Source organism: Parabacteroides sp. AM58-2XD, assembly GCF_003463685.1.
GTDB classification, from domain to species: Bacteria; Bacteroidota; Bacteroidia; order Bacteroidales; family Tannerellaceae; genus Parabacteroides; species Parabacteroides segnis.
In genome coordinates, this window is the sequence record NZ_QSDP01000007.1 from 32,796 (window position 1) to 59,342 (window position 26,547).

At 44.1% G+C, this 26,547-nt stretch carries 14 protein-coding genes; all 14 read right to left on the minus strand.

All coding sequences use genetic code 11. The features are described 5' to 3' along the window. Positions 1-27 precede the first annotated feature (27 nt). Positions 28-2,673, minus strand: a complete 2,646-nt coding sequence (locus tag DXA15_RS02940; RefSeq protein WP_233566731.1) for a glycoside hydrolase family 38 C-terminal domain-containing protein — start codon at positions 2,671-2,673, stop codon at positions 28-30. An 11-nt stretch (positions 2,674-2,684) separates the two neighbouring features. After that, positions 2,685-4,949 carry a hypothetical protein gene (locus tag DXA15_RS02945; RefSeq protein ID WP_128133073.1) on the minus strand — a complete coding sequence of 755 codons (2,265 nt, stop codon included), beginning with the start codon at positions 4,947-4,949 and terminating at the stop codon, positions 2,685-2,687. 147 nt (positions 4,950-5,096) lie between these two features. Continuing rightward, on the minus strand, positions 5,097-8,501 hold the full coding sequence (locus DXA15_RS02950) for a glycosyl hydrolase (protein WP_233566732.1): 3,405 nt from the start codon (positions 8,499-8,501) through the stop codon (positions 5,097-5,099). 319 nt (positions 8,502-8,820) lie between these two features. Next, complete coding sequence (locus tag DXA15_RS02955) at positions 8,821-10,197, minus strand: RagB/SusD family nutrient uptake outer membrane protein (RefSeq protein WP_233566733.1); 1,377 nt, start codon at positions 10,195-10,197, stop codon at positions 8,821-8,823. Continuing rightward, entirely contained in the window at positions 10,122-10,607 is a 486-nt protein-coding gene (locus tag DXA15_RS25835; RefSeq protein ID WP_233566740.1) for a hypothetical protein, read from the minus strand. The genes DXA15_RS02955 and DXA15_RS25835 overlap by 76 nt, the downstream gene beginning before the upstream one ends. 18 nt (positions 10,608-10,625) lie before the next feature. Then, a complete protein-coding gene (locus DXA15_RS02960; RefSeq protein WP_233566742.1) occupies positions 10,626-13,775 on the minus strand; it encodes a TonB-dependent receptor in 3,150 nt (1,049 codons plus the stop codon). 334 nt (positions 13,776-14,109) lie between these two features. Further along, positions 14,110-15,120 carry a FecR family protein gene (locus DXA15_RS02965; protein WP_128133075.1) on the minus strand — a complete coding sequence of 337 codons (1,011 nt, stop codon included), beginning with the start codon at positions 15,118-15,120 and terminating at the stop codon, positions 14,110-14,112. A gap of 67 nt (positions 15,121-15,187) precedes the next feature. Further along, the gene (locus DXA15_RS02970) at positions 15,188-15,736 is read right to left on the minus strand and encodes an RNA polymerase sigma-70 factor (RefSeq protein ID WP_010802056.1); all 549 of its coding nucleotides are present in this window, start codon (positions 15,734-15,736) and stop codon (positions 15,188-15,190) included. A gap of 372 nt (positions 15,737-16,108) precedes the next feature. Continuing rightward, positions 16,109-16,828, minus strand: a complete 720-nt coding sequence (locus DXA15_RS27505; RefSeq protein WP_255419912.1) for a glycoside hydrolase family 3 C-terminal domain-containing protein — start codon at positions 16,826-16,828, stop codon at positions 16,109-16,111. Continuing rightward, complete coding sequence (locus tag DXA15_RS02975) at positions 16,825-18,324, minus strand: glycoside hydrolase family 3 N-terminal domain-containing protein (RefSeq protein ID WP_255419913.1); 1,500 nt, start codon at positions 18,322-18,324, stop codon at positions 16,825-16,827. The genes DXA15_RS27505 and DXA15_RS02975 overlap by 4 nt, the downstream gene beginning before the upstream one ends. A gap of 13 nt (positions 18,325-18,337) precedes the next feature. Continuing rightward, complete coding sequence (galA, locus tag DXA15_RS02980) at positions 18,338-20,782, minus strand: beta-galactosidase GalA (RefSeq protein ID WP_128133076.1); 2,445 nt, start codon at positions 20,780-20,782, stop codon at positions 18,338-18,340. Positions 20,783-20,810: 28 nt separating this feature from the next. After that, positions 20,811-22,547, minus strand: a complete 1,737-nt coding sequence (locus DXA15_RS02985; protein WP_128133077.1) for a discoidin domain-containing protein — start codon at positions 22,545-22,547, stop codon at positions 20,811-20,813. 120 nt (positions 22,548-22,667) lie between these two features. After that, entirely contained in the window at positions 22,668-24,932 is a 2,265-nt protein-coding gene (locus DXA15_RS02990) for a GH92 family glycosyl hydrolase (protein WP_128133078.1), read from the minus strand. 126 nt (positions 24,933-25,058) lie between these two features. After that, positions 25,059-26,543, minus strand: a complete 1,485-nt coding sequence (locus DXA15_RS02995) for a hypothetical protein (protein ID WP_233566743.1) — start codon at positions 26,541-26,543, stop codon at positions 25,059-25,061. Between the last annotated feature and the right edge of the window lie 4 nt (positions 26,544-26,547).

The window sequence follows — 26,547 nt, forward strand, 5'->3', positions numbered from 1 at the left end:
ACATAGGAACTAAAACTATACAACAAATCACTTCAATATAAAACTAACCGGAGCATACGCACCCAGTTCCAACTCTAATTTACCAGAATCAATAGATATATATTTTCCAGTCTTTTCTCCACGTAAATTTACAAGTTCTGCCACAGATACATTCATTCCTTTAGGCAATGTCACTGTCAGTTTTCCGGAAATTCCCGCCTGTTCCCAAACGCGTAAAAGTGTACCTGCATTTCCATCCGGATCTTCACCAAACGCAGTTACTATCACTCCCGGACGAGACAATTCTATCCCCGATTGAACGGGAGAAAGGGTCCCCCCATTCTTTTCAGCAACAGTTGCCAATAAAGGATTACGTGCCTCCAAGGCACGTGTTATAAAGCCCTGATTTCTAGCATTTCCAGTAGTACTATTATCTATCGTCCACAGGCGTACACGTGAACTCCATGTACCGGGATACCAATAGCGGAAATTGGTATTCCACTGATTATTATAAAGATTCAGATATACAACAGGTTTCTCCGGAACATAATCATCCGAATATTTCCAACAACCAGGTACTCCCAGACTGACCAACGGATGATCCAGAGGACAAACAGCGATACCAGCCCCGTCCGGTCCTGTTATCGTAAGTCCGTGCTCGGCGGCATATAAATGACGATTGGCTCCCCGCTGAATATCGGTAGCCGGATTCATTACCCCCAGCTGGCGATACACATTAAACTCCGGATTCTTTATTTTAAAGGGAAGGCAAAGCCAATCCGCTTCCGGCCAGTTATCTTTTTCCTTATCCTGTATGGTTATTTCCATATCTACATAAGGTTGCCCTTTATACAAAGAAACACGGAGGACCGTTGCCGGTAAATGAGCCGACCGGTCGGATGGCATCTGTAACTCTGCCGTTTGAACAAGACTGTTGGCCGTAACTTTCAATTGACCGTTCTTCGGGGAAGCAGCACGATAAGAAACTTCTTTCTCCGAGATCATCCCGGGCTTATGCATTCCGGGGTGAGGCCAATCCTTTGCCCGTCCCTGTTGATAAGTCATCGTATAATCCAGGGTCTGTTCAAATGTAAACCGTTCATTCAGATATTGTCCGAATCCGTGAGAGGCATTTTTATCTATCCATTCCCGTCCGGTCTGTTTATCCAGCCATGAAGAGACAGCCCCTTTCTCCGGATCAAATGTTATTTTAAAAAATTCATTCTCTATGGAAGCTGATTTACTTTCATGCATACTCTCGTCCGGATTGTCCATCGGGATAGTCCGATAGCCACAGGAAGGAATATCCTTCACAAACATCACCCGGTTACCAACTTTCACCAATCCGGAACGAACCCAAGGTAAAGGATTATATACGACATAAGAGGTACTGTTCCGTCTCACATTTTTAGCAAGACAAGCCAGATCGGACGTTGCTATAGCCTGCGTAATTTCAGACGCATCACGGATATAATCGGTCTTATCTTCCCAAGATGCTTCCAGATCTTTATATTCTTCGGTCGGCAACTTACGGAATGCTTCGCCATAAGCACTTATCGCTTTGGAACCTCCCCAGGTATGTTCTCCGTACAAGGCAATTTTTTCATACGCATTTGCAACCTCTTTAGATACAGACGGCATTTCAACACCCCAGCATTTAAGTTGTGTATTCAACGCCTCTGCTGAAGAAATAAGTGAACGGACTTCACGTGACAAACGAACACCTCCGGGGTCGCACATCACTCCATGTACCCAAGTATCCGGCATAGCCGATTTTACGACGGGCAATACAGGATTCTCCTGCATCATTGCATCATAAAAATCATCCATCGTACCCATATGTACATCAACACCGGGCATCTTTGCCTTTATTTCTTCAAACATGGCTTTTATCTGTTCGCCGGTAGGAGGTCCGGAGTTATCGCCCGTAACTAATATGGCAGGCCATACTTTATAAGGCCAGTCTTTTGCCGGTATCAGGTTTTTCCCGATCATCGGATCGTCAGGGCTTGTCCATGCTTCAGGATACAGGCCGTAACTGGTTCCATAGATAGGAGAATACAGGGTTAGAACACGCGATCCATCAGGGCCTTCCCACCAAAACAGCCCTGGAGTTTTAACAAATCCACTGGGCCAGTTACAGCCAATATGTAAAAACTTAACACCTGCATTAGCCAGAACTGTAGCCAAAGCCCCCGTATGCGATGGTTCATCCGTCAGTTTACCAGAACGGGAAAGCGGTAGGTTATACTTACGGCTTAACGCAGAAGAAAAGCCCAATCCTCTCACCATCTCTTCCAATCCACAGATATCAGATGTGATAGTAAACGGCAATGCATGAGAGATAATCTGTCCTGATCTGTACTTTTCCTCCAGCTTCTTTTTCCGTTCAGGATTCTGTCCGTCCCAATCCTCCATCGTCTTCGACAGCACCCACCCGGGAAGCGTCCAGGCAAATTGCTGCTCTTTCGGAAGATCCCCGGAAGCATCCATTGCCTTAAACGCATTATCTATCATATCTATCTGATAGTAATTGACGATATCTTTCACACGATGTGTAAAACCTATGTCAAAATGAGTTTTACAGATGACTATTATTTCTTTTACACTGGGATTATATTCCTCCGGAGCCTGACCTCTCACAAGAAAAGGAAGTATGCTCAATATAGCTATGCTTATATTTCGTATTTCCATAGGACTTAATTTCATTCGGCCATTGTAAACCGGTACGTCTGACCGGGTTCTGTCTTCATTTTTATAAAATCACCGTCCACGGTTCTCTTACCGGCAACCGGGTCTGTAATCTCAACTTTCTTACCTTTCCACGGATTCTGCAAAGTTAAATCGCGGCCTTTCTCACTGACAAGAGTCAAAGATGTGACTGCTCCGCCTTTCTGTTCGCCGGAAACCAAAAAGGCACCTTCTACCCGGATCTGATGGAACGAGGCATCCTTACCGCGGGGCCATACAGGAAAGACACGGACAATATCCTGATGTCCCATACAGAGCATTTCGTTGATTGTATTGGGTACCGTGCTCCAGTTTTCAATACCATGCGGGTTATTTAACTGGAAGCCATTCGGGTAGGTATGTTTTGAATAAGTGTTCAAATGAACCAGGATGCTATCCGGCTTATAACCGATCCGCACGGCTGCCGGGAAAAAGCTGTTACTTCCATTAGAATCCAACCAACGTTGCATTTCATCGACTGTGTTATAAGCGACCTCCAGTAACTTGGGATCACTATTCAGACCGATCTGGCCTGCCGGATAAATATGCTGGATTCCCAGTGTGTTTCCGTCCCACCAATCGCAACCTTTTTCCGTATACCGGAAGACTGTCTTACCGTTTCGCTCCTGCAACGGATAATCGGAAAGATGCTTGTTGATAAACTGCCACTGCGTTCTCTTTTCCTCATCGACTCCTAAAAGAGCGCTCATGTCAGAAACGGTCTGCATCACCATCCGCACCAGTCCTAATGAAAGAATAGGATTCATCGTCCCGACCGTACCTTCATGGATCGCATCATTATAAATGACATAGCGGTCACCTTCACGTGTCAGGTAATTCTCCCAAAAGGTGGCAACCCCTTTTACGAAAGGATACACTTTCCGGGTATAGGCTTCATCCCAGGTATGATAAAACTGCATAGACATATTAACGACAGCATAGGCAGAGTTGCTTTTTTGTCCCCAGAACATACCTTCGTCTTCTATATTTCCGCTTTTAATCCAGTCATAATAATAGGTATCCATGAACGGAGTCCTGCGAGTCGTCTCAACACCCAAAGGTCCCGCACCTACAGGCAGCAAAATACCTCCCGGAATACCGGTGACTTTCTCCGAGTAATAGTTTCCTCTCTCTATCTGTGCTAGCATAGAGGAAATATAGGGATCAGCCTGCTCGATCCTGTTGGCTGAGTAAAGCGCATAATAAGGGGCCATATGGTTATAGTTCAGATGATAGTCCCCATTCCAGTAAGGACGTTCTTTCGTGATCCAGGTACCAAAAATAGAGGGTGGGAAATCCATATCCCGGCTACAGGCACCCATACCGTAAAGAGAGAGATAATATTGTTTTTCAATTACACTATCCGGTATGCTGACATACGATTTTTCCCAATAGTTCCGCCACCATTCTTTATGGCTTTTCTCTATCTCAGCCTGTCGTGCCGGAGTAAAGTCTTCCACTTTTTTTATGACAGTAGCCACACAATCGTCACTCTTGAAATTGCTGGAGAAGGCACACACCAAACGGACCGTTTTTCCCGGTTCCAGGGTAAATTTGCCATCCGTAGATCCGCTTACCCGTAACGCCATAGCACCTTTAGTCGGTATATCGACAGAGTCTACAAAGGCACGGGACAGATACTCGACACCATTCGGTTTCGTCTCATGCTCCCTGACATCGGGGAATATCCGTTCAAGAGGCGGTTTATTAATCTGTTCTTCTTTTCCCAAGAAAGATATGCCGGCAGTACCTTCCACAGAACCATTCCCTTCCATATTCAAATCCACTATCAGCATATCTTCCGTGGCAGGAACAAAGGCTTTGTAGGAAACGGAAATATCCCCTTTGGTAAAACGGGCGGTCGATACGGCATCATATAGCTGCTGTTCCACCAGATAGGAGGCATCTTTCAATTGAGGGATATCCAGTTCTATCTTACCCAGGACAAGAGGAAATGATTCGTCCAAAGCAGACTTCAGTCTCCAGAAATCATTCCTGGCGACATAAAAGACCTGCGACTCCGGTGTTCCCGACAAGGCTACCCCGGTAAAACCATTCCCCAACAAAGGTGCATCGACCGAATGCGGTGCGGGTATACGTTTAGGAGGTTCCGTAAAGCGGATGGTGTGTTTTCCTATGATATTTTCTGCCTGACTTTCCGGCTGATTAGCTTGATCCGTACAAGCAGAAAATAAGAGTGTACTCAATACGGACAGGGATAGTATTAAAATCTTCTTCATTTGTAAATAAATTGTGCTCCGCTAAGGGATTTATGTGTCTCTTCATTTCAAACACAAATATAAAAGCAGCTATCGCTATAAAAAATAGCAAATAGCTGCTTATTGTGTGGATTATTATTGCTTTTACAATAATAACAAGCTCTCTGATTATTCACATATACTCAACGAGACAGGGCCTAAAAGTCCGGCAACCCCATCTCCCCTATATGGAGTCGGAATCGTCTGATAATGATTCGACAATGTGCTATAAACTAAGACTTCCAATTGGTTATCACCTTGTTTAACATACTTGCCTATCTCAACTTTGTATGGCGGTCTCATCAGTATGCCCACCTCTTTACCATTAACTTTTACCTCACAGGAAGCATTTACATTGCCCAGGTCCAGAATGACTTTACCGGATGCTTCGGCTTTTGGTATTGTTATCTGCTTTCTGTAATACATTCCACCTGAATAATATTTCAAGGCTCCGGTCTCCGACCAATTACCGGCATCCAAAAGCCCTTTCCCTGTTTTTATTTTAACGGGTTCACAAATCACACCAGTCCCCTGATAACCGGGTTTTCGTTTGATCGAAAAAGCGACCAGGCCAACTTTCTTCCGGGTCTCAGGAAAGATTACCCGATACTTTCTCATCCCCGAAGAATCTTCAGATAGAAATCGGATATTCCCTTTTTCTATTGCTTTCCCATTAAACCATACTTTCAAATCGCTTCCGGCTATCATCATGTTCATTTCCTGCATTCCCGGAACAGAATTAAAACGATAATTCCAAGTAAGATTCTCTCCTCCGTAAGGATCATACAACAAATGATCTCCTAAAGCCCAGCGTGTAGAAATTATTTTGTCGTATGAAGACGGCTTTGCCGGGGTAACGGATGATGCAGGGAAAAATACAACGGAACTTCTCTTTCTAAAATCCCGATACGTACCTTTCTGAAACTTGAATTTACCTTTCTCTGTATTTGCATATGCTACAGTACATGGATGCCATCCTTCTTCCAACCAGACATTTTCATTCGCAGGCTTCTGGTCGATCAAAAGAGAATCAGGTTGAACACCATCTATTTCGATCCTATATGAGCCTGTTACAGGGACATAGACTTTACTTTTGTATATTTGATGCGCTCCCTGGTCCAAAATGAAAAAGCCGTCGCTGACTTTACCTTTCAAACCATGCCATCCTTGTGATCCCGGATTGTCAAAAACACCATACTGCCATGAAAACTCCAACATATCTCCTGACGATTCATTTCCTTGTAACACATTATCCAACGGGATATCCGTGGACGTACATTCTGTGACAAATTGAGGTCCAAACCCATACACACTTTCAGGCCATTCCGAATCATCGAAATCTGTCGACATCCAGTTTTGAGGAGAAAAAGCAGCCGGTCGATGTTTAAAAGAACGCGCCTCAGCACCGATAACATCCGAAGCCGGAAAACGATAATCCCCCCATTTATTATCTAATGTCGGCAACAATTCCGTCTCCCACAAACCTGTAATTAAGGATCGGTATATCAACTTCGATTCCTTTTTGCCTTCAGGCATTACAATGGGTGTTCCTTTTGAAAAGACAAACAAATACGAATTATCCGACTCTTTATCCAATCGGAGCCATGTTCCTTCTTTTGTTTGGCGAACAACCGGATAATCGGAGATTGTTCCGTCAGAAGCATTCCAAAGTTCAACTTTACCCGTAGCTCTGAAAAAACATTCTGTACCTTCAGGCACGTCCATAACCATATAGACATCACGTTCTCCCACATATCTATGTAAAACCTTCCCTTCTCCGGTACCTGATATAAAATCCGGAACAATCAAAGATTTTATCTGCTCCGACACCTTATCCTCCGACATATACAATCCTACTCCCCCCGAATCATGAACCTGTTTCTTTACTTTCTTTCCTTGAGAAACTTCCAGGGATGTCGCACCGAATACTTCCCGGATTATTGCATCCGCTTTCGAATCGTTTTCTCCCATACAGGTACTGGCCTTCGGCAACTCGCCTGTTGCTATTATTATCCCTCCCGAACGATAAAAGTCCCGTATTTTTAATAAAGAAGAATAATGCATCGCTTTCATATCTGCCAAAATCAATATACGATACTTTTCTCCCGAGATATTCAAACAGCCGTTCTCTACTTTTGATTTTTGCAAGGACCTGTAATCCATAAAATCATAATCCAAACCGGAATTACTAAGTTTCATTGCCTGTTCAAACGCAATCTTTGTGTTAGCATCCGGATAGGCCTGCATCGATTCCGTAGGATACATCAAGGCTATATCACAGACATGAGTACCTTGACTCATCAGAAAACTCAATCTCTCTGTATATTGAAGCCATTGTTTCATATGTGGCCAATAAGGCATTCTAAAATGAAAACAAGGCGGAGCCCATTCCCACCAACCACCATGTGTGGAATAATATAATCCATGCATACAGACTAAATTTCCACCTGCCATAAAATGATGGTCCATTTGTTTGGTCAGCCATGAGCCCGTACTTCCCCATCCCATACTATGAAAAGCCTCAAGCCATGTTCGCGGACGTTCATATAAATGAGCTATTGAACTGGATACTTTCGTTTGCAAAAAACTAGAGCCGGTCGATGGAGCATCATTCCCCGGAGCTGTGTACCAAGAATTAGCCCTGAAATAATCAATATATGCCAATGGTTCCATTCCACGTCCAAAATTATCGCTTCCATAAATCAAACCGCGTGAAGCATGCCAATTATAAATGGGCTGAAAAAAGCGTTCTTCCGCCAAATCCATTAATACATCACAATAATCCAAACGTATCTTTGGCGTTATATCTCCGATACTTTCTTTCAAAGCAGGAAGATAAAGTGTGATATCATACCCTTTCCTTTTTTCAAATTCTTCCTTAAAGTCCTCCGACCAGGACCCTATTTTAATAGGATAAGACAATTCATCCTGAAAAAAATAGTTCATCCCCCCCGAAGCTGCATCTCCCATATTCTTTTCAAAACGATCGAAATACACGTTCACATATTCTCTTCCGATATCCGGATGCAACAAATGACTTTTTTTCGTTGAAAGAATATATACTTTATAGTCTTTCCCTTCCGGAGCTCTCCACAAAAGTTTTCCGCCTGATATATATTCTGTCAGATCTATTTTCCCTGGCCAGGCAACAGCACCGACCAATCTTTCCGGAATGTCATGAATAAAAGTGGTCCCTCCCCGAACAGAATCAGACACAATCTCCAAGTCACCTTGATAATTCTGAAATTTTTCTTCTTTCAACAACTCATCCGTATAATATCCATTGCCAATCCATCCTATGGTATAATCATCCATACCTAAACCGATGTTTTTCCGGGAACATTCTTTGGCAAACCAATTCCAGAAATTCCACCAATCTCCGGAGAACACCTTAGGCTTTCCTGCTTCTGTTTTTCCGGAAAGTCCATATCCGTCTTTCATTTCCCCAACATCCACTTCAGGGTCCATGTGTATATAACTTACAGCAAAACCATCTGTCGCAGATGCAGATAAAATGTCAAGCTGTTCTTTCATTCTTTCCTTATTCAAACTATCACCATTCCACCAATAAAAAGGAACGTTTCCATATCCCTTCGGAGGTTGGCAAATTCAGAAAAGATATCCGTATCTTTTTTCGGATATCCCTTATATCTTTGTGACTGAGCATAAGTTACCAGACAGGAAAAAAGGTAAAAAGCAACTATTTGAAGAACGACTATCTTCCTCATAAATAAATTATTATTTTGTATTTTATTCGAAATCATAAACATCTGGTCATATAAAGAGGCTTCCCTTTTTACCACGGGAAACCTCTTTACTAATTTATTCTTGTCTTTAAATGACGACAAGATTATTACCAACCGGGATTTTGTTCCAGTACTACATCTTTATTCGTATCAATAACCGTTTGAGGAATAGGCCAAAGATTAAAGGGTTTTGTCAATGTTAATCTCGGATAGTCCCAATATGAATATTTTTTTATACGATCGGCAGCAACTGTTCCTCCCATGCGAAGCAGAGTATTCCAACGACTCTCTTCATACATCAATTCACGGGTTCTCTCGTCAAGGATCAAATCAAGACTAACATCATTAGCAGTCACCAGGTAACTACATTTTGCCCGTGAACGTAACATGTTTATGTCAGATGCGGCACCAGACTTGTCTCCGACTCTCAATTTAGCCTCGGCACGCAATAAAATGGTTTCGGGTAAACGTATCAGATAATCATCACGGAAAATGCTGCGCAATACCCTACCATCAGCCGCCAATGTATAAAAATCAGGACCTATTTTACATGATATCGGATATATCAAGGTGTAAGCACCATCGTCATATTTACCATTTTGATCTTTTTTATAAAGAACATCCCATGGAATCTGTTTTCCATAGTATTCGGATGTTTTTATATTTCCCAAAAAGACACGGCGTAAAACAGCCTCCGAATTACGTATATCTTCACCCCATTTTCCTTCATAAACACCATCACGAGAATAAGGAGTAGGAGTTACCTGGCTACAACCAAAACCCCCGACGTCTTCCATCTGACCACCGATATGCGCTCCTCCCTGATCTCTGAAAACAGGTCCATAAATAGCAGGGTAATCCAAACAAGCCAAACTTCCGTCGGACTTATATACCTCATAATCTGATTGAGTACACCATATAGCTTCAGTGTTCCCATCCTGATAATCCTGATTTCCTACCTGGAAAAGATCCCAATAAACATTTCCTTCTATAGGATAACCTGCTGATGAATAAGTCCGGTCAGCAGTCTGTTCTACTGCCGAAGTTGCATAATAGAACTCCGGACCTTCATTTTTACGTGCACCGAAGCGCTCTGTCATAAGACTGTAAGTACCGGAATCTATAACATCATTGGCATACGAAATAGCCTTATTATATGCACTGGCAGCATCACCGCCTTCCGCTTCCAGCAACACTCCCTTATCAATGTACAATTGGCAAAGATTATGCTGAACAGCCGCCCTTACCAAACGTCCGGCTTCCGCTGTCGTAACAGGCAAATCGTTTATGATATCTTCCATTTCATCGATAGCATATTGATAGGTCTCCATACGTGTCGAACGTTTATAATCATATTTAGGAGTAGAAGTTATTTCTGTTACCAACGGAACTCCTCCAAATAGTTCTCCTAAATTTCTGTAAGCAAAAGCTCTGAAGAATCGGGCCTGAGCAATGATATAGCTTTGTCGGATTCCGAATTCCACATTATATGCTCTAAATTTGTGGCATAAATGGCGGTATTGGCAGCATTAATCAGATAATAAAATGCGGCATATGTATCTTTGAATACCCCATATTCCGAATTAATTATACTGTAATCATTAAACCGGTAAGAATAACGTATAGTCGGTACATCCAGCACATCAGTTCCGTTTCCCATTCCATACGACCACAAATTCAATTCCCCAAAGTTATTATAAGGACAATATATATTATGTACTTTGATATAGCAAGTAGTAAGTACTTGATCTACCTGTTCGGAGGTAGTAAATACATTGTCGATTGTGTAAAATGTTTCAGGATCTTCTTCCAGAAATTTATTATCATCACAACCAACGACAGTAAAGATTGTCATTAATAGCAATAACGTTTTATATATATATGTTCTTTCCATTGTTTTATAAAGTAAAATTTAGAAACTTAAATTCAAACCCAAAGAAACGTTCGTCATTATCGGATATGTCTGACTCAATGCAGTGCTACCGGTTTCCGGATCACCACCGTCCCAGCCGGTAATCGTTGCCAGGTTTTTCCCTGTAATGAACATTTTAAAATTATTAATTCCCATATTCTTCACCCATGGTTGGTTGAATGTATATGAAAGTGTTACATCCTGCAAACGAACATAAGCTCGGCTTTGTAATCCCAGGAAATAGCTATCTCCTGTAAAAGTTGCAGACGGATATTTGTTACTCGGATTCGCCTCTGTCCAATAAGGAATATACAGACCGTTGGAGGCAAACCACTTTCTATCCCCGCCTGTTATATAAGCGTTCGTATTTCCGGCCTGATAATAACCGTTACCTCCGAATACACCGGCAATCATAACATATAATTCCCAGTTTTTATATTGCAAAGTGTTACTTAAGTTTAGTTTGAAATTAGGAGCTTTATTCCCTATGATAGAACGATCTTTTTCATTAATCACTCCATCGTTGTTTTTATCCACATACTTAGGAGTTCCGGCAGAAACACCATTGGCTTTCATATATTCAGTATCATCCGTCTGAACAATTCCATCCTGTTCATATCCGAAAATAGAATGTATCGACTCCCCTATAAACAGGCCATTTCCAATATCATCATCTTCCTTTCCATCACCATCAAGATCCTCACCATACAGATGAACCAACTTATTACGGTTCAACCAGAATGTTAGTCCCGTAGTCCAGTTAAATTCCTTATTCTGAATATTGACAGTCCGTACAGTAGCTTCCACACCTCTGTTTTTGACTTCTCCCATAGAAGAATACATACTTGCAAATCCCGTCATAACAGGAATCGACCGGGAGAAGATCTGGTCATATGTTTTAGAGAAATAAACATCTACATCGACAAACAAACGGCTATTCAACCAGGTTGATTCAAATCCCATATTCCATGCTTCGGTTGTTTCCCATCCCAAGTCTGAATTACCGATAGTACTCTGGTTAATACCGTATGACGGTTTTCCAGAATTACCAAAAGGATAATATATTCCCCCGGAATGGCCGGTTGCAACCTGTGACAATGTGGAATATTGTGTTAAACCCTGATTCCCGTTTTTACCCCATGAAAGTTTTATCTTCATATCATCCAGAAAAGCCACACCTTTTATAAACGGTTCATTGGTGATACGCCAGGCTGTTCCTATGGCCCAGAAATTACCCCATTTGTTATTTGCACCAAAAACAGACGAACCGTCTCTCCTATAAGATGCTGTCATATAATAAGTGTCGTCAAACGAATAAGATGCTCGTCCAAAATATCCGATATTCGTTCTTTTCCAGTTATTCAAAGAAATTTTCTGTGTAGAAGCGTAATGAAGGCCGTTCAACCCTAAAGCCGTATTCCCGTTCGATGCAAAGTCACTACCCGACAAAGTCTGAGATTCATACTTCTGATAGTCACGAGTCGCTACAGCTGTCAGATCAACGCTATGTTTTCCAAATACCTGGTTATAATTTAAAATATTATCAATCACATAACTGGTTGTTCTTTCGTTTGCCATACTACCTCCGGCACTACTTAAATAACTATTTTGAGTTGCAACAGAGTAACGCGAATCATCATCATACGATCCGACCGGAACATTGTATGACTCATGCGTAAAGTCACCGGACTTCCTGTAATTAAGATTTCCTGCATAATTGAAACGGTAACTTAAACCGGAAATCCATGGGCATTTAACTACGGCATATGCATTTGCACGAAGATTATCACGAAAGTCTACATTTTCTTTCTTCGACTCATCATCGATCCCCCACAAAGGATTACCTCTACCACGTGTACCGTCAGGTATAGCTTCAAGCATCCCATTCGGTCTGTACATCATTGCATACGGAGATAATATTGTAGCAGACCAGATATTAGCACCAAGGCCGGAATAATCTGTTCGGGTATATGCAGCATCAAGACCGATCTGCAGCCAACTTGTAATATCGGTATCTATCTTAGCTAATACAGAAACACGTTCATAATCATCTCCTTTTATCACGCCACCACTCTCAGTATAAGAAGCAGACAAATAGTAATTCATTCTATCCCCTGCTCCGGATACAGCAGCCTGGTAATCCTGGGTCCATCCTGTCCGTGAGATTTCATCCAGCCAATTGATTTCTTTCCCTGAATTCAAATTCAGTTCTTCCTGAGGAACCAAAAAACTATAATCAGAATATCCGTTTGCCGCAGAAGTTGCATCAAGCCACTGTTCGCCATTCATCAGTTCCGGTTTAAGATGCCACGACTGCATGCTTCCTTTTGCATTAAAATGGATGACCGGCTTGCCTTGCTTACCTTTTTTAGTTGTAATAATAATTACTCCGTTAGCAGAACGGGAACCATATGCAGCAGCTGAAGTAGCATCCTTCAGGACATCATAAGAAGCTATATCATTAGGGTTAATATCATTAACACTTCCCATAAATATAACTCCATCTACTACCACCAACGGATCGTTTGAACCAGATATGGAATTCTGTCCGCGAATCTGCATAGAAGGAGTTCCCCCTGCCGTATTTGTAGCACCAATATCAAGTCCGGTCACATTTCCTTTCAGGGATTCCAATGCATTTGTATTTGTCGCCAAAGAAATCGGAGAATTCTCCAGCTTGACGGAAGATACAGAACCTGTAAAATCTTTTCTTTTAGTTGTTCCGTAACCGATCACAACGATCTCATCCAAAGATTGTAAATCTTCTTTCAACAGAACATTCAAATGTTCTTTGTTTCCCAAACTGATCTCCTGGGTAATATATCCTATATAGGAAATTTGAATTACCACATTCTCCGGCACTTCCAAGATAAAATTTCCATCAATATCAGTGATGGTTCCAATTGTCGTTCCTTTTACAGAGACATTCGCTCCGATAACAGATTCCCCATTCTGATCCTTGACTGTACCACTAATTTTTCGGGATTGACTACTTTGACTGTTACGCGATATCTTCAGAATAATCTGTTTCCCTACCACTTCATAGCTGATTTGTTTTCCCGCAAAGGCTTTTTTCAAAATAGCATCCAGACTTTCCTGGCGAGCCTCCACTGATACCTTTTGTGACTGATCTACTGTCTGATCCAACATAAAGGAATAATCAGTTTTTGTTTCTATCTGTTTAATTAACTGCCGAAGCGATTCATTCTTTATTGATAAATCAATTTTTTCACTTTGGGCATAAGTAGAATTGAATATAAATAACGCAAGTAATAACGGAATTAACTTCCTTCTTAATTTAAACATTATGTAATAGCTTTAAGATTATAAAATATATTATATCTTTGCCTTTATATATCAATTAGTTATTCTGTCTAATTTTCGGCAGGATAAAAGTACAGGTATATATATTTCAAAAGGCATGGAGATTAGGGGTCTCTGTGCCTTTTACGCATAAGGCAAAACACGTCTGATAAAAGACTCTCTATTTATATCTGATCGTCACCTCCTTTCCGTTCAGTTTATACTCTATCGGAGATATCTTATTGATCATCTCTAATAATTCCGTCAATGATTCCGTCTTAATTGTAAACCAATAAGACTTAAGGGTATCCACATTAGATAATGTAATATCCACTCCATACCAACGCTCCAATTTCTTCCATACTTCTTCCACTGGAGCACCATCAAACTTTAACAGGTTATGCCGCCAACTGGCTTCGATTTCCGCATCACAGGATTCAACCCGACAAGACAAATTCTTCTTAGAAACTATAGCTTCCTGATTAGGAGATAAATAAGTCAACAAATTCTGGCCAGTAGCCGATAACAGACTTACTTTACCACGAAGCAGGGCAACCATAATATTTTCTTCATCCGCATAGGTACTGACATTGAAGGCCGTGCCATGCACTTTGACATCTACTTCCCCGGCTTTCACAATAAATGGATATTGAGTATCTTTCTTTACATCAAAGAATGCCTCTCCTTCCAGATTGACGACACGGTCGTATGTACTATATTGATAATTATAAGATAAACGGGAACCGGAATTCAACCAGACAAGCGTCCCGTCGGGCAAGACAAGCTGTGTTTTTTGTCCGGGAGGAGCTATTATCACATTTTCAAACTGAGTAGCCTGCCAGGATTTTTCCGGGTTATTGATCAGAGAAGACAAAGCAAAACCCAGAACCAACGCTACGACAGCCGCAACGGAAGAGACGCGGATCAACAGGGAACGTGAATACAACGGAACCAGTTTCACTTTATGTCGGATACGGTCCTGTATCTTTCCCCAAACCATTTTCTTATCCGGTATCACATAAGCAGAAGTGTCCAAACGGACAGCTTCCCACTGCTTTCTTAACTTATCCAGTAAAAGGTGATGTCCTGGCTCTTCATCAAGCCAGCGGATAACCTGTTCCTGCTCTTCGGTCGTACATTGCCGGGAGAGGTATTTCGCCAATAGTTCGTAAGGTATCTGTTTTTTATCCATGTTCTGCTATTTTATTCAGTAGACACATGGGCAGGGACAAAACCCCCAAAAGGATATGAATATTTTTTTATTCTTCTGTCAGTTTCAGTAAAAGGAAGAGAAGGGCAATGGTTTCATCAGAGTGTGCAGCCAGATACTCCCGGATCTTTTTAAGTGCTATCCCCATCTGATTTTCAACAGTCTTTACGGATATATCTTTTACTTGTGCTATTTCTTTATAGCTTAGTTGCTCTTCGCGGCTCAAGATGAATATTTCTCTACATTTCTCCGGCAAAGACTCAACGGCGGCTTGCAATAGTTGATAGAATAACTCCCGGTCAACACAATCTATGGATTCGTTCTTCTCCAACTCGATGCGGGCCCATTTCTCTAACAAGACATTGTGGTTTTCTTCATCACGCAGGTAGTTCAACATACGATTACGGGCACTATTATAAAGAAAGGTCTTGATGTACTGAACGTCCTTTCCTTCATAATCTTCCCAAAGGTTTACAAAGACATCCTGCACAACTTCTTCTATCACCTGATAATCACGGGTATAATAATTCAGGAAGCGGCATATAATTTCAAAATAATCATTATATGCATCTTTGAATGTACTCTCGTTAATAATCATAGCAATATAGTTTTTTCTCTGTATATAATAGTAAAAAGCGGATGTCTCATCTCCTTATATCCCCGCGCAAAAATAAGTAAATAAATAATTATACAATCAATATCGGGATAAAAATAACAAAGCTTGCAGTAATTGATCCCAACAGATATGAAAACGGATCAATCGCCTGCAAGCTCGTATACCGGAGTGTTCTATCTCCCTTTCGGTTATTGGTTATTACAAGGGAGGCAGTGCTGTTTGCCTGCTTTCCCTTGTTATTTACATCTGATTCTTTTTGCATATCACAGCTGTGATACAAAAGAAATCCATCTGTGAAACAAACGGAATCCAACTGTGATATGAAAGGAGCACAGTTGTGATATGCAATAGAAATTAATAAACTACATATTTCTCCCCTTCAATCTTCAGTTCCCCGAAGCTACCTTCCGATTTATAAGGCTGGCCGCCGCCGATATATAATTCGACTGTGCCTTCTTTCTCGACCTGGTTACCCTTTTCATCCACCAAAGACAGTTCTTCGGGAGAAAGGGTGAAGGTTACCTGCCGGCTTTCACCTGTATCCAGATGAATACGTTTGAAACCTTTCAGGGCACGTAAGGGGACACGGGTGTTGCCGTTCTGCGGATGGGATACATACAACTGAACCACTTCGTCGCCGGCACGCTTTCCGGTGTTCGTTACGATTGTGGTTACCTGAATGCTTTCTCCGGTCTTGACGGTGGAGGCATTCTGCAAAGGAGCATACCCGAAGGTAGTATAACTCAAGCCATAGCCGAACGGATATCTTACATCGCCTTTGAAATAACGATACGTACGGTTTGCCATCGAATAATCCTCGAAATCCGGAAGATCCTCGTCATTCATATAGGTAGTCAACGGCATACGGCCGGCCGGGTTATAGTCGCCAAAGAGAACATCGGTAATGGCATCGCCGGCAGCTTGTCCGCCGTACCAGGCTTGCAGGATCGCATCGGCATTGCGGCTCTCCCAGTCGAAGCTCATCACGGAACCGGACATATTGACCAGGATTAGCGGACGGCCCGTCTTTTTCAGTTCCTTCATCAGTTCGGTCTGCACGGGAGGCAGTTTCATCGTTGTACGGTCACCGCTGGCAAACCCACCGTAACCGGCAGCTCCGGCATCACCGGCTTCGCTTCGTAATCAGCGCTGATACCACCCACGAAAATGATAATGTCTGCTTTTTTCGCCTGAGCAGCCACCTGGGCAAAAGAAGGAGCACCTTCGAGTTTCTGAACAATACCGACACCTGTCAGCGTATCGATCTGAATACTGTTACCAAAGCGTTTCTGCAAACTCTTATACGGGGTAATGATTTCGCTCGGCGTACCAAAATAGTTAGCCAACAGCGTGCTGCCATTATCCATATTCGGACCGATCAGGGCGATACGTTTGATCTTGGAGGCATTCAACGGCAGGATATTCTTATTATTCTTCAATAACACCATTGATTTCTGCGCCATCTCATAGGCATGCTTTTTGTGGGCATCACATTCGATCACTTCACGACCAATAGATGCATAAGGCACGCAGTCAGCAGGATCGTACATACCCAGCTTAAACTGGATTTCGAACAGGCGAGCCAAAGATACATTGATATCTTTCTCGGAGATCAAGCCTTTCTCCACCCCTTGCTGCAATTTCTGATAAAGATTACCGCATTCAAGGTCTGTACCGTTCAGAACGGCATCGGCTACGGCTTCCGTATCGTTGCTATGTGTTTTATGATACTTGGCAAAATCACTGACCGCCCAGCAGTCGGACGTCACATATCCATCGAACTTCCACTGGTTACGAAGAATATCCTGTAATAACTCGTTATGCCCGCAACAGGGAGTTCCTTCGAAACGGTTATAGGCGCACATCACACCATGTACCTTCGCTTTAGTCACCAGTTCCCGGAAAGCGGGCAAGTAAGTATCCCAAAGGTCATACATGGAAACACGGGCGTCATAAGAATGGCGGTTGTGTTCAGGACCGCTGTGTACGGCATAATGTTTAGCACAAGCCACCGATTTCAGATACTCCGGATTATTTCCTTCCAGGCCGTGGACGATCGCCGAACCCATTTTGGCTGTCAGGTACGGGTCCTCGCCATAGGTTTCCTGTCCACGTCCCCAGCGGGGATCACGGAAGATATTGATATTCGGAGTCCAATAAGTCAGTCCACGATAGATTTCGCCGGTCTTGCCTGCTTTCAGGTCTTCATTGAACAGGGCGCGTCCTTCCGAAGAGGTCATATCTCCCATCTTTTGAAGAGCTTCCGTGTCGAAGGTGGCAGCCATACCGATCGCCTGCGGGAAAACAGTCACCTTTTCCTTCGTACGAGCCACGCCATGCAACGCTTCGTTCCACCAGTTATAAGCAGGAATACCCAAACGGGGAACAGCCGGGGCGGCATGTTTCATCAACTGGACTTTTTCTTCCAGCGTCAGACGGGAAATGATATCCTGTACCCGGACATCCAACGGAAGGTCCGGATTACGAAACGGATAGTCGTACGTTTGTGCCGTCAGGCCGCCCATAGAGAGAGCGGCCAGTAACACGATACTTTTCAGTTTGCTTTTCATGTGATTGCCTATTTTATTTGGTTACTTCTACAATAATCTTACTCTCTTTCAACCCTTCCGATACAGCAGTCAATTCGATCGGTTGTCCGGAACGGTCACTGGTGACAAGTACCTGGGCATAGCCGTTAAATGCATTCCGGTGTACATCGCTTCCGGCAGGGAAGACATCCGGTTCCTGACTACAAGGATTACCATTACCCACTCCCAGAATCTTGCCGTTACGGACATCGAAATGAATTCCGTTTTCAGCAGTAGGTACTACACGTCCTTTGGCATCCAACACTTTTACGGTAATGATAGCAACGTCGTTACCATCACCCTGGATAGAAGTACCGTTTTCACTGACCAGTTGCAGGGAAGCCGGATTTCCGGTAGTTTCCACCAACTCGGTGTATTTCTTTCCGTTCTTCTTCCCTTTGGCCAACAGCTTACCCGGGGTATATTTAACACGCCAAGCAGGAATATCGAACTTTTCAACCGTCTTTTTACCCAGGCTTTTGCCATTCAGGAACAATTCCACCTCATCCATATTGGTATACAGATGTACATCGACCGAATCCGTACCGATTCCATTCCAATGAGGAAGCACATGCAACACCGGTTCTTCCGTCCACCAAGCCTTGTAATACCAGAATGCATCTTTCGGGAAGCCGCAATAGTCTAATATGCCGAAATGAGAAACTACACCCGGCCAGAAATGTAACTGCGCCTCGCCTCCATAATCGAATCCGGTCCATACGAAAGCACCGGCAACAAACTTGCGTGCATCGACATAACGCATCCATTCCTGTGCACGTGCTCCCCATCCCGGAACATCACGATCGTAAGCCTGATGGAAACCCTTCTTCGCATCAGTCTCATAAATACCACGCGTCATCACCGTACTTGCCTCTTCGGTGAAGATACAAGGCAGATTCGGGAACTTTTCATGAACTGCGTCGATATTGCCTATTTTATAATAATTAGAACCTTGTACATCTACGGCATAGGTAAAACCTTCCCCCCAACTACCGTTCATGGCAGCCGTGCACGGACGAGTAGGATCCAGTTTGCGCTGAACGGCTTTCATGCGCTCAACAATCATACGCCCCTTCTCTGTTCCCTGTATGGCAGGTTCTTCGTTTCCCAAACACCAAATGATAACAGACGGATGATTCCTGTCGCGACGAATGATTGTCTTCAGCTGGCTCAGACCTTCATCACTGGAGCTCAATACACGCAGTTCATCCATGACCAGCATACCCAGCGTGTCGCAAGCATTCAAGACAGATTCCGTCGGAGGATTATGGGAAGCGCGGTATGCATTTACTCCATACTCTTTCAGACGGGCGATTCGCCACGCATTCAGCTGGTCCGGAACAGCAATCCCCACACCGGCATGGTCTTGGTGGCAGCATACCCCCTGAATCTGTACTCGTTCGCCATTGAGGAAGAAACCTTCGTTGGCATCGAAACGGATGTCACGGATACCGAAAGAGGTATCGTAGCTATCGACCACTGCCCCATCCAACAAAATATCAGTATGCAACGTATAAAGCGTCGGAGTCTTCAACGACCATAAGTCAACCTGCCGTACATCCATGTATGTTTCCACCTCTTTCGTTTCCAACGAGGGTACGGTAAGGGTTGTACCAGATTTGTTTACTTCTTTCCCTTGACAGTCGATTATACTGTTTTGCACAATAAGATCGACCGATTTACCACTTTGGTTCGTCACTTCTATCTGTGCCTTCACACGGGCTTCCTTCTTTTGCAGATCCACTTCGCTGGTGACAAACGTCCCCCATTGCGGAATATGCACAGGAGCCGTGCGAGTCAACCATACATTCCGATAAATGCCGGCACCTTCGTACGACCATAATTCGGAATGAGTCGCATCTACACGGACGGAAATCACATTTTCCGCATCCTTTTCATAATTCAGGCATTCCGTTACATCGAAGACCAAAGGTACATAACCGCTCTCACCGCGTCCTAAATAGACACCGTTCATCCATACCTGTGCATCACGGAAGATACCCTCAAACTCCAGCGTATACCGATCCCCTTTTACCAACTTGGGAGTAAACCGTTTCCGATACCAGCCCACACTGTTTTCGGGTGCACGTCCGCCCAACTTGCGGTATCCTTTCATCTTGAATTGCTCTTGACTATATCCCAAAGCCATCCCCCAGTCATGAGGCAAAGAGATCTTCTCCCACTTGCTATCGTCAAACCGTTGCGTATGAGGAATAGCCAAACGTGATTCCTGGTCTGCATCCAGCATAGTCGACTCCTGCAAAAAGGCAATCTTAGAGAACGACAATGCCTGCCCGTAATTAAAATCCTTCTCCGGATTGGCCGCATGCCCTTTAGCAAAAAGCCAATCCTGATTCAACAACTCTCTCTCCCGCTGTGACTGGGCACCCAGCCAGAGGCAGGGGAGTAATAACATCACTGTAAAAATCAATCTTTTCATTTCTCTGATCTATTGTTTCTTAAATGGATTAACGGCAGACCTCCACCTGTTCGGTCCGGGTAATACCGTTTTCGTTATAAGTATCTATCGTGAAATAATAAGTAACTCCTTTATTCAGGCTGCCGATCTCCAGCGAAGTCTCTCCCATCACCTGGAAATTACTATATAGCTTGTCTTCGGCAATGCCATAACGGACAATATACCCCTGGGCATGCGGCACTTCGTTCCAGGCCAGGCTGACTTTACACGGGTCTTCTTCATTCCGCTTAACCGTAAAGCCGTTCACCGGACGGGGTTTGCTGCCCAAGCCGTTACCGAATATCCTCAAATCGCGGACCGAGAGGTTGGACGATACGGTATATTCCTTATTCTGTAGTTTGATATAGCGGGCTTTAAACGGTTCTTCAAACTCGATATAATCGTGCGGGGTATCCGTCTTTTTCGTGCTGTAATCCACTACCGGATACCAGTCCTCCCCATTCACCGAGGCATAAATCACATAACTCTGGTAAACACCCGGAACGAAGCCCTTCTGTTTGGCCCCATATTCATCGAAATTGACCTGAATGGCATTGACAGACGAAAGATGTTGCAAATCCACCTGCAACCATTCCGTATCGTTGTTGGTAGCGGCAACCCAGGCCGTACGCGAATCCTCATCCACGATGTTCCCTGCCGGAAAACCATCCAGCGTAGAGGAAGCAGTAACCGTCTTGCCGTAAGAAAGCAGCATCCAACCGGGTTGGTTGCTGCCGGAAGCCTGTCTTTTTCCCGTAGGTAAAAACATCGGATAGTCACCGAGATAAGTATCCGTATAGAGATAGCCGTCTTTGTCGAAACCAGCCGGATAGAAAGAGACACGCCGTTCGAACATATGCCGGACGGAAATAGAATTGGTCGCCGCCTTCCAGTAGTTTTCGTTGCCTACGGTAAACATACAACCATGCCCGGCTCCCCCGATAAAGCCTGTCGGCTTATAAGAGACCGGACTGTTTTCCATATAGGTAAAAGGGCCCGAGGGAGAGTCGCTGACATACGTTCCGTCGGCATACGATTTCCATTCGGTTCCGGGAGCGGCATATTGTAAATAATATTTCCCCTGATGAGCCGTCATCCAGGCTCCTTCGATATAAGGGCGGCGGGGCAATTCGTTGTGTTCGCCTGTCCGTTCCCAGCCATATTCTTCTTTATTACTGTTGAAACAAGTAATCACTTCTGTCCGGGCCTCCAGGGTGTTCAGGTCCAAAACCTGTGCATAGATAGGGTCTACGGGCGAACAGCCGTAGTACATATAGAGATTATCCCCTTCCACATAAAAAGCGGGGTCCCAGTAAGACCAGATTTCCTTCACCGGTTCCCACTCTCCCGTTTCCGGTGCAGCCGAACGGTACAACATGCCTTTTCCATGCGTAGAACCGACATAATAGAGATGGTCTTTATGTATAAAAAGCCCCGGTGCATAATCCTCTATCGGCAACACGGAATCGGTGATGAAGACATGTTTCCAATCTGTAAAATCCTCGGAATACCAGTAGCCGGATGACTTAGAGGCAAACAGGTAATATTTGTCTTTAAACGACACCACAACAGGGTCGGCAGCTTCGCGAATCCCCTCACCTCCATCTATTTTCATAAACCGGTAGTTGAGGTTGACCGGGTTACAAAAGGTTTTCGGGGACTGGGCAATCTTTGCCTTTATCAGATGAGTATCCTGGCAACCGATCAATAACGGTGCAATCAAAAAGGTTAGCAACAAACTTTTCATACTTCTTGTACAAATTACATCTTATTATTATGTTTTTCAAGCATCTACAGCCACAAATATACAGACTATCAATCATATAAACAATAAAAACGCACATATTTATTGTATACATAACAACATCTATATCATATCTTCTCCCTTCATTTCGAATACCAGTTCTCCTCCCTGCAATACTTCTTCGAAAGTAATATAGGTTCGCTTCAATTCCTCCCCGTTCAAAAAGACTTTATCGACATAGATATTGCTATCGGATAGATTCCTGGCCTTTATAATAAAATCCGTACCCGAAGGCAGTTTGATCTTTGCATATTCAAACAAAGGAGCTCCCAACTCATATTGGCCGGAAACCGGGTCCATCGGATAGAAACCTAAGGCACTAAAGACATACCAGGCACTCATCTGCCCCGTATCTTCATTCCCGCATATGCCATCCGGCGTATTATTATACAAGGTTGTCAGTACCTGATTGACATACTTCTGGGTTTTATATGGCTGCCCCACTTTATTATACATATAAATCGTATGATGACCGGGTTCGTTGCCATGGGCATATTGTCCGATCAGGCCGGAGATATCACCGGATACATCGTCGCCCTCCAATGCAGAAGACATTGTGAAAAGCGAATCCAGGCGGGCAGCCAGCCGTTCCTTTCCGCCCATCAAAGCCGCCAACCCTTCCACATCGTGAGGAACAAAGAAAGACCACTGCCAGGCATTCCCCTCGCAATAATCATCCTTACGATGCGAAGATGCCAACGGAGCAAAAGGTGTACGCCATTTACCCTCTTTTGTCTTTCCCCTGACAAAGCAAATATCAGTATCAAATACATTTTTATAATTGAAAGACTGTTCATTGAAATAAGCGGCCTCTTCGCTTCTTCCTATCTGTTCGGCAAAACGTGCCAACGCCCTATCGTCGAAAGCATATTCGAGTGTGCGGGCCACCGATTCCATTTCCATATCACAAGGGACGTAACCGTATTTCCTATAATTTTCCAATCCGACGAAATACCCCATCGAATACCCGCATGTATCCTTCATCGCCGATTCGGTCATTGCTTTGAGAGCCAGTTCCGTATCGAAACCGATAATACCGTTCAAATAAGCATTGGTAATTACGGGAAGCGAATGTATTCCGGTCATTTGATAATTCTCAATGCCCCACAACGTCCAGATAGGCAACTGTCCGGCATATTTGTAATGCTCCAACAACGTTTTTACATAGTCTTCGGCCACCTCCGGATGAAGCACCGAAAGAAGCGGGCAGGCCGCCCGGAACGTATCCCAAAAACCGATGACTCCCCCGTAATAATCGAACCCGTCCGTCTGATGAACCTGCCAATCCGGTCCCCTGAAACAATGATCCACATCAGAAAATAAAAACGGATACAGCATCACATTATGTAAAGAAGTATAAAACAGTTCTTTCTTCTTACGGTCTGTCGTTTCGATTTCTATCTGTCCTAACACATCGTGCCACTTGCCGGCGGCCTCTTCGCGGATGGCATCAAATGTTTTATTTTTTGTCTCTGCCCAAAGATTCTTGGCAGCCCCCTGTGTATCCACCGAAGAGAGTGCCGTCCGGACCTCCAATTCGCCCGTATTACTCTCAAAAATCAATAAAGCCTTTATGTTCGTTCCTTCCGCCGAAGTCATCCCTTCCATTCGCCGGTCGTCGACATATAAAACGCACTCTTTAATAGGGGAAGAAAAGGTGGAATAAAAATAAACCTGTTGCCCCGGCGTCCATCCGTTCGAGCAACGATATCCACGAACGGTATACGGATCAATCCATTCAAAAGCCGACGCATACACCGTATCGACATCATGCTCGCTTTGTATGGTACAAGCACTTTCCGAGCCATATTTTAAATCGACAATCACCGGTATCTCACCTTCAGAGGCATACGTATACCGCTGTAGGCCACAGCGTCGGGAAGCCGTCAGTTCAACCGTCAATTGTTTATCATATAAACCGACAGAATAATATCCGGGTTCGGCCTTCTCGTCTTTATGGGATAATACCGCCTGATACTGTTTTGAATAAAGTTCTTCGTCCGTCATACCGCTATTCAAAGGTAAGGGCATAAATAAGATATCCAGAAAATCGGCACATCCTCCGCCACTTTTATGCAGATGGCTGAAGCCCAGGATAGAAGGATCGTCATAATGATAGCCGGCACCATACGGACGCGTATCCGCTCCTATCTGCATCATCCCGAACGGAACAGACGCTACAGGAGCCACCCTTCCTTCCAAACCGGTCCCAATCCATTTATTCACATATTGATTATTACTGCCTGCCTCATTCCGGCAGGCAATCAGCAGGCAGAAAAGCAAGCCGCTTAACAGACGATAGCTAAAAGATGATGAAGAAATATACATAGATTATTATTTAAAAAGATTCAAGATTCAAACGATAAATAACACAATAGTGCCACCATGCACAGCACTATAGAGCTACTATATGTAACACTATAATGCTATCCTTAGTGACACTACTGTGCTATTTTAATAACCTTTCGCCCGTTTCAGGTCAAAGGTTTCCACACTTTTTCCATCGACAAGCCGGTGAAGCGTCCAACTGTTACCGTCTGTGCCAGCTTCCAACCGCCAGTCGTAAGACGGGTCGCGCAGGAGTTTCTTTATCGCACGGGGGAAAGCGTTGGCATGGCGGGCATCTTCCCAGGTGCGGATCGCAGCAAATATCTGATCTTTCTGCGGACAACTTTCCACATCTTTCTGGTTGATCGCCAAGAAGTAAGTGGCCCCGTAACCGACCGAGATTGCCTGAACATGCTCATACTGCTCAACGGTAGAGGTATCTTTAATGGCAAAGTTTCCACCGAAAGAGACCGGGTAATAATTGGAATAAGTAACATCGCGCAAGTCTTTTCCCTGACTGGTGGCACTGCCCCACTCGCGGGTATCGATGTCATAGAGGTTACGTCCGCCACCGACATTCCAGACACTTTGGTAATGCCACGAACCTTCCGACAGAGTGGCACCGGAGAAACGGATATAGGGTACTCCCAACTCTTTCGCCCGACCGAACATTTTCCGGAAGAAGCGTTTGGCGGAATAGTAACCGTGACCGTTATTGAACAGGAATTCCTGCCCGTCGAAGTCGTAAAGGGTCAAACCGCACAGATGGGATACATCGGCATAATATTCGGCGATCTTGTCCTGGAGGGCCAGATTCGGGATAATGCCTTCGTAACCGTAATTGATGGTTACCTGCAATTTATAGACGGTATCATTCGCTTTATGTGCGGTTGGCTTGGTTCCCCAATAGCCTCTGGTCACATTCTTCAAGGTATAAGGGGCCGTTTCGGAGACACCCAAGTAATGAATCAGTTCGCCGCCGATCTTTACCATGTTCAGATTTTCACAATGTCCTTCCCAGCTGGCTATTTCTTCCAGATAGGTAGGATCGTCCACAATGATAACGGTATCTTCGGGGGAAAGGTCTTTCATCAAGATGCGTTTCTGCTGATAACACAGGCTATCGCTCGGGACAGGGCTGGCATCCTTCGTGCCCGGTGCCAGTGAATTCGTTATATTGACACGTCCCAGCATGATACCTTTCGCGGCCGCCATGTCGGCAAATTCACGGTGGGATTTGTTACCCGAGTGAAAGCGGAAAGGTTTCTTTTCCTGGTTCCTGCCGTCCAGATAACCTTCATTGGCACGGTCGGGACGCAAGAAACCCTGGTCGTAGGCATGGATAGCCGGGAAACCGAGTTTGGCGGTATAGGAAATGATGCTGTCGTACTGGTTTCCGCTGGTCATAACATCGGGCGAATAGGCGGCTGGATCTTTAATCCATTTTCCATTGACAGTCGGATGAGGCAGTCCTTCGGACAGGACGATATTCTGTATCACGTCCATCAAAGCCGTGCTGTCGGGACTTCCCCACAAGGCGATGGAAGAACCGATAAAATCGACTCCCGGAATCGGTTCCACATCGATATGGTTCGGAATATTGGCCGGCATATTA

Coding starts and splice junctions, on each gene's coding strand:
- DXA15_RS02950 (WP_233566732.1), bottom strand. CDS start 8,501: ATGAAAGAACAGCTTGACATTTTATCTGCATCTGCGACAGATGGTTTT.
- galA (WP_128133076.1), bottom strand. CDS start 20,782: ATGAAAAGATTGATTTTTACAGTGATGTTATTACTCCCCTGCCTCTGG.
- DXA15_RS02960 (WP_233566742.1), bottom strand. CDS start 13,775: ATGTTGGATCAGACAGTAGATCAGTCACAAAAGGTATCAGTGGAGGCT.
- DXA15_RS02975 (WP_255419913.1), bottom strand. CDS start 18,324: ATGAAAAGCAAACTGAAAAGTATCGTGTTACTGGCCGCTCTCTCTATG.
- DXA15_RS02945 (WP_128133073.1), bottom strand. CDS start 4,949: ATGAAGAAGATTTTAATACTATCCCTGTCCGTATTGAGTACACTCTTA.
- DXA15_RS02940 (WP_233566731.1), bottom strand. CDS start 2,673: ATGGAAATACGAAATATAAGCATAGCTATATTGAGCATACTTCCTTTT.
- DXA15_RS02965 (WP_128133075.1), bottom strand. CDS start 15,120: ATGGATAAAAAACAGATACCTTACGAACTATTGGCGAAATACCTCTCC.
- DXA15_RS02995 (WP_233566743.1), bottom strand. CDS start 26,543: ATGCCGGCCAATATTCCGAACCATATCGATGTGGAACCGATTCCGGGA.
- DXA15_RS02985 (WP_128133077.1), bottom strand. CDS start 22,547: ATGAAAAGTTTGTTGCTAACCTTTTTGATTGCACCGTTATTGATCGGT.
- DXA15_RS25835 (WP_233566740.1), bottom strand. CDS start 10,607: ATGGAAAGAACATATATATATAAAACGTTATTGCTATTAATGACAATC.
- DXA15_RS02970 (WP_010802056.1), bottom strand. CDS start 15,736: ATGATTATTAACGAGAGTACATTCAAAGATGCATATAATGATTATTTT.
- DXA15_RS27505 (WP_255419912.1), bottom strand. CDS start 16,828: ATGAAACTGCCTCCCGTGCAGACCGAACTGATGAAGGAACTGAAAAAG.
- DXA15_RS02990 (WP_128133078.1), bottom strand. CDS start 24,932: ATGTATATTTCTTCATCATCTTTTAGCTATCGTCTGTTAAGCGGCTTG.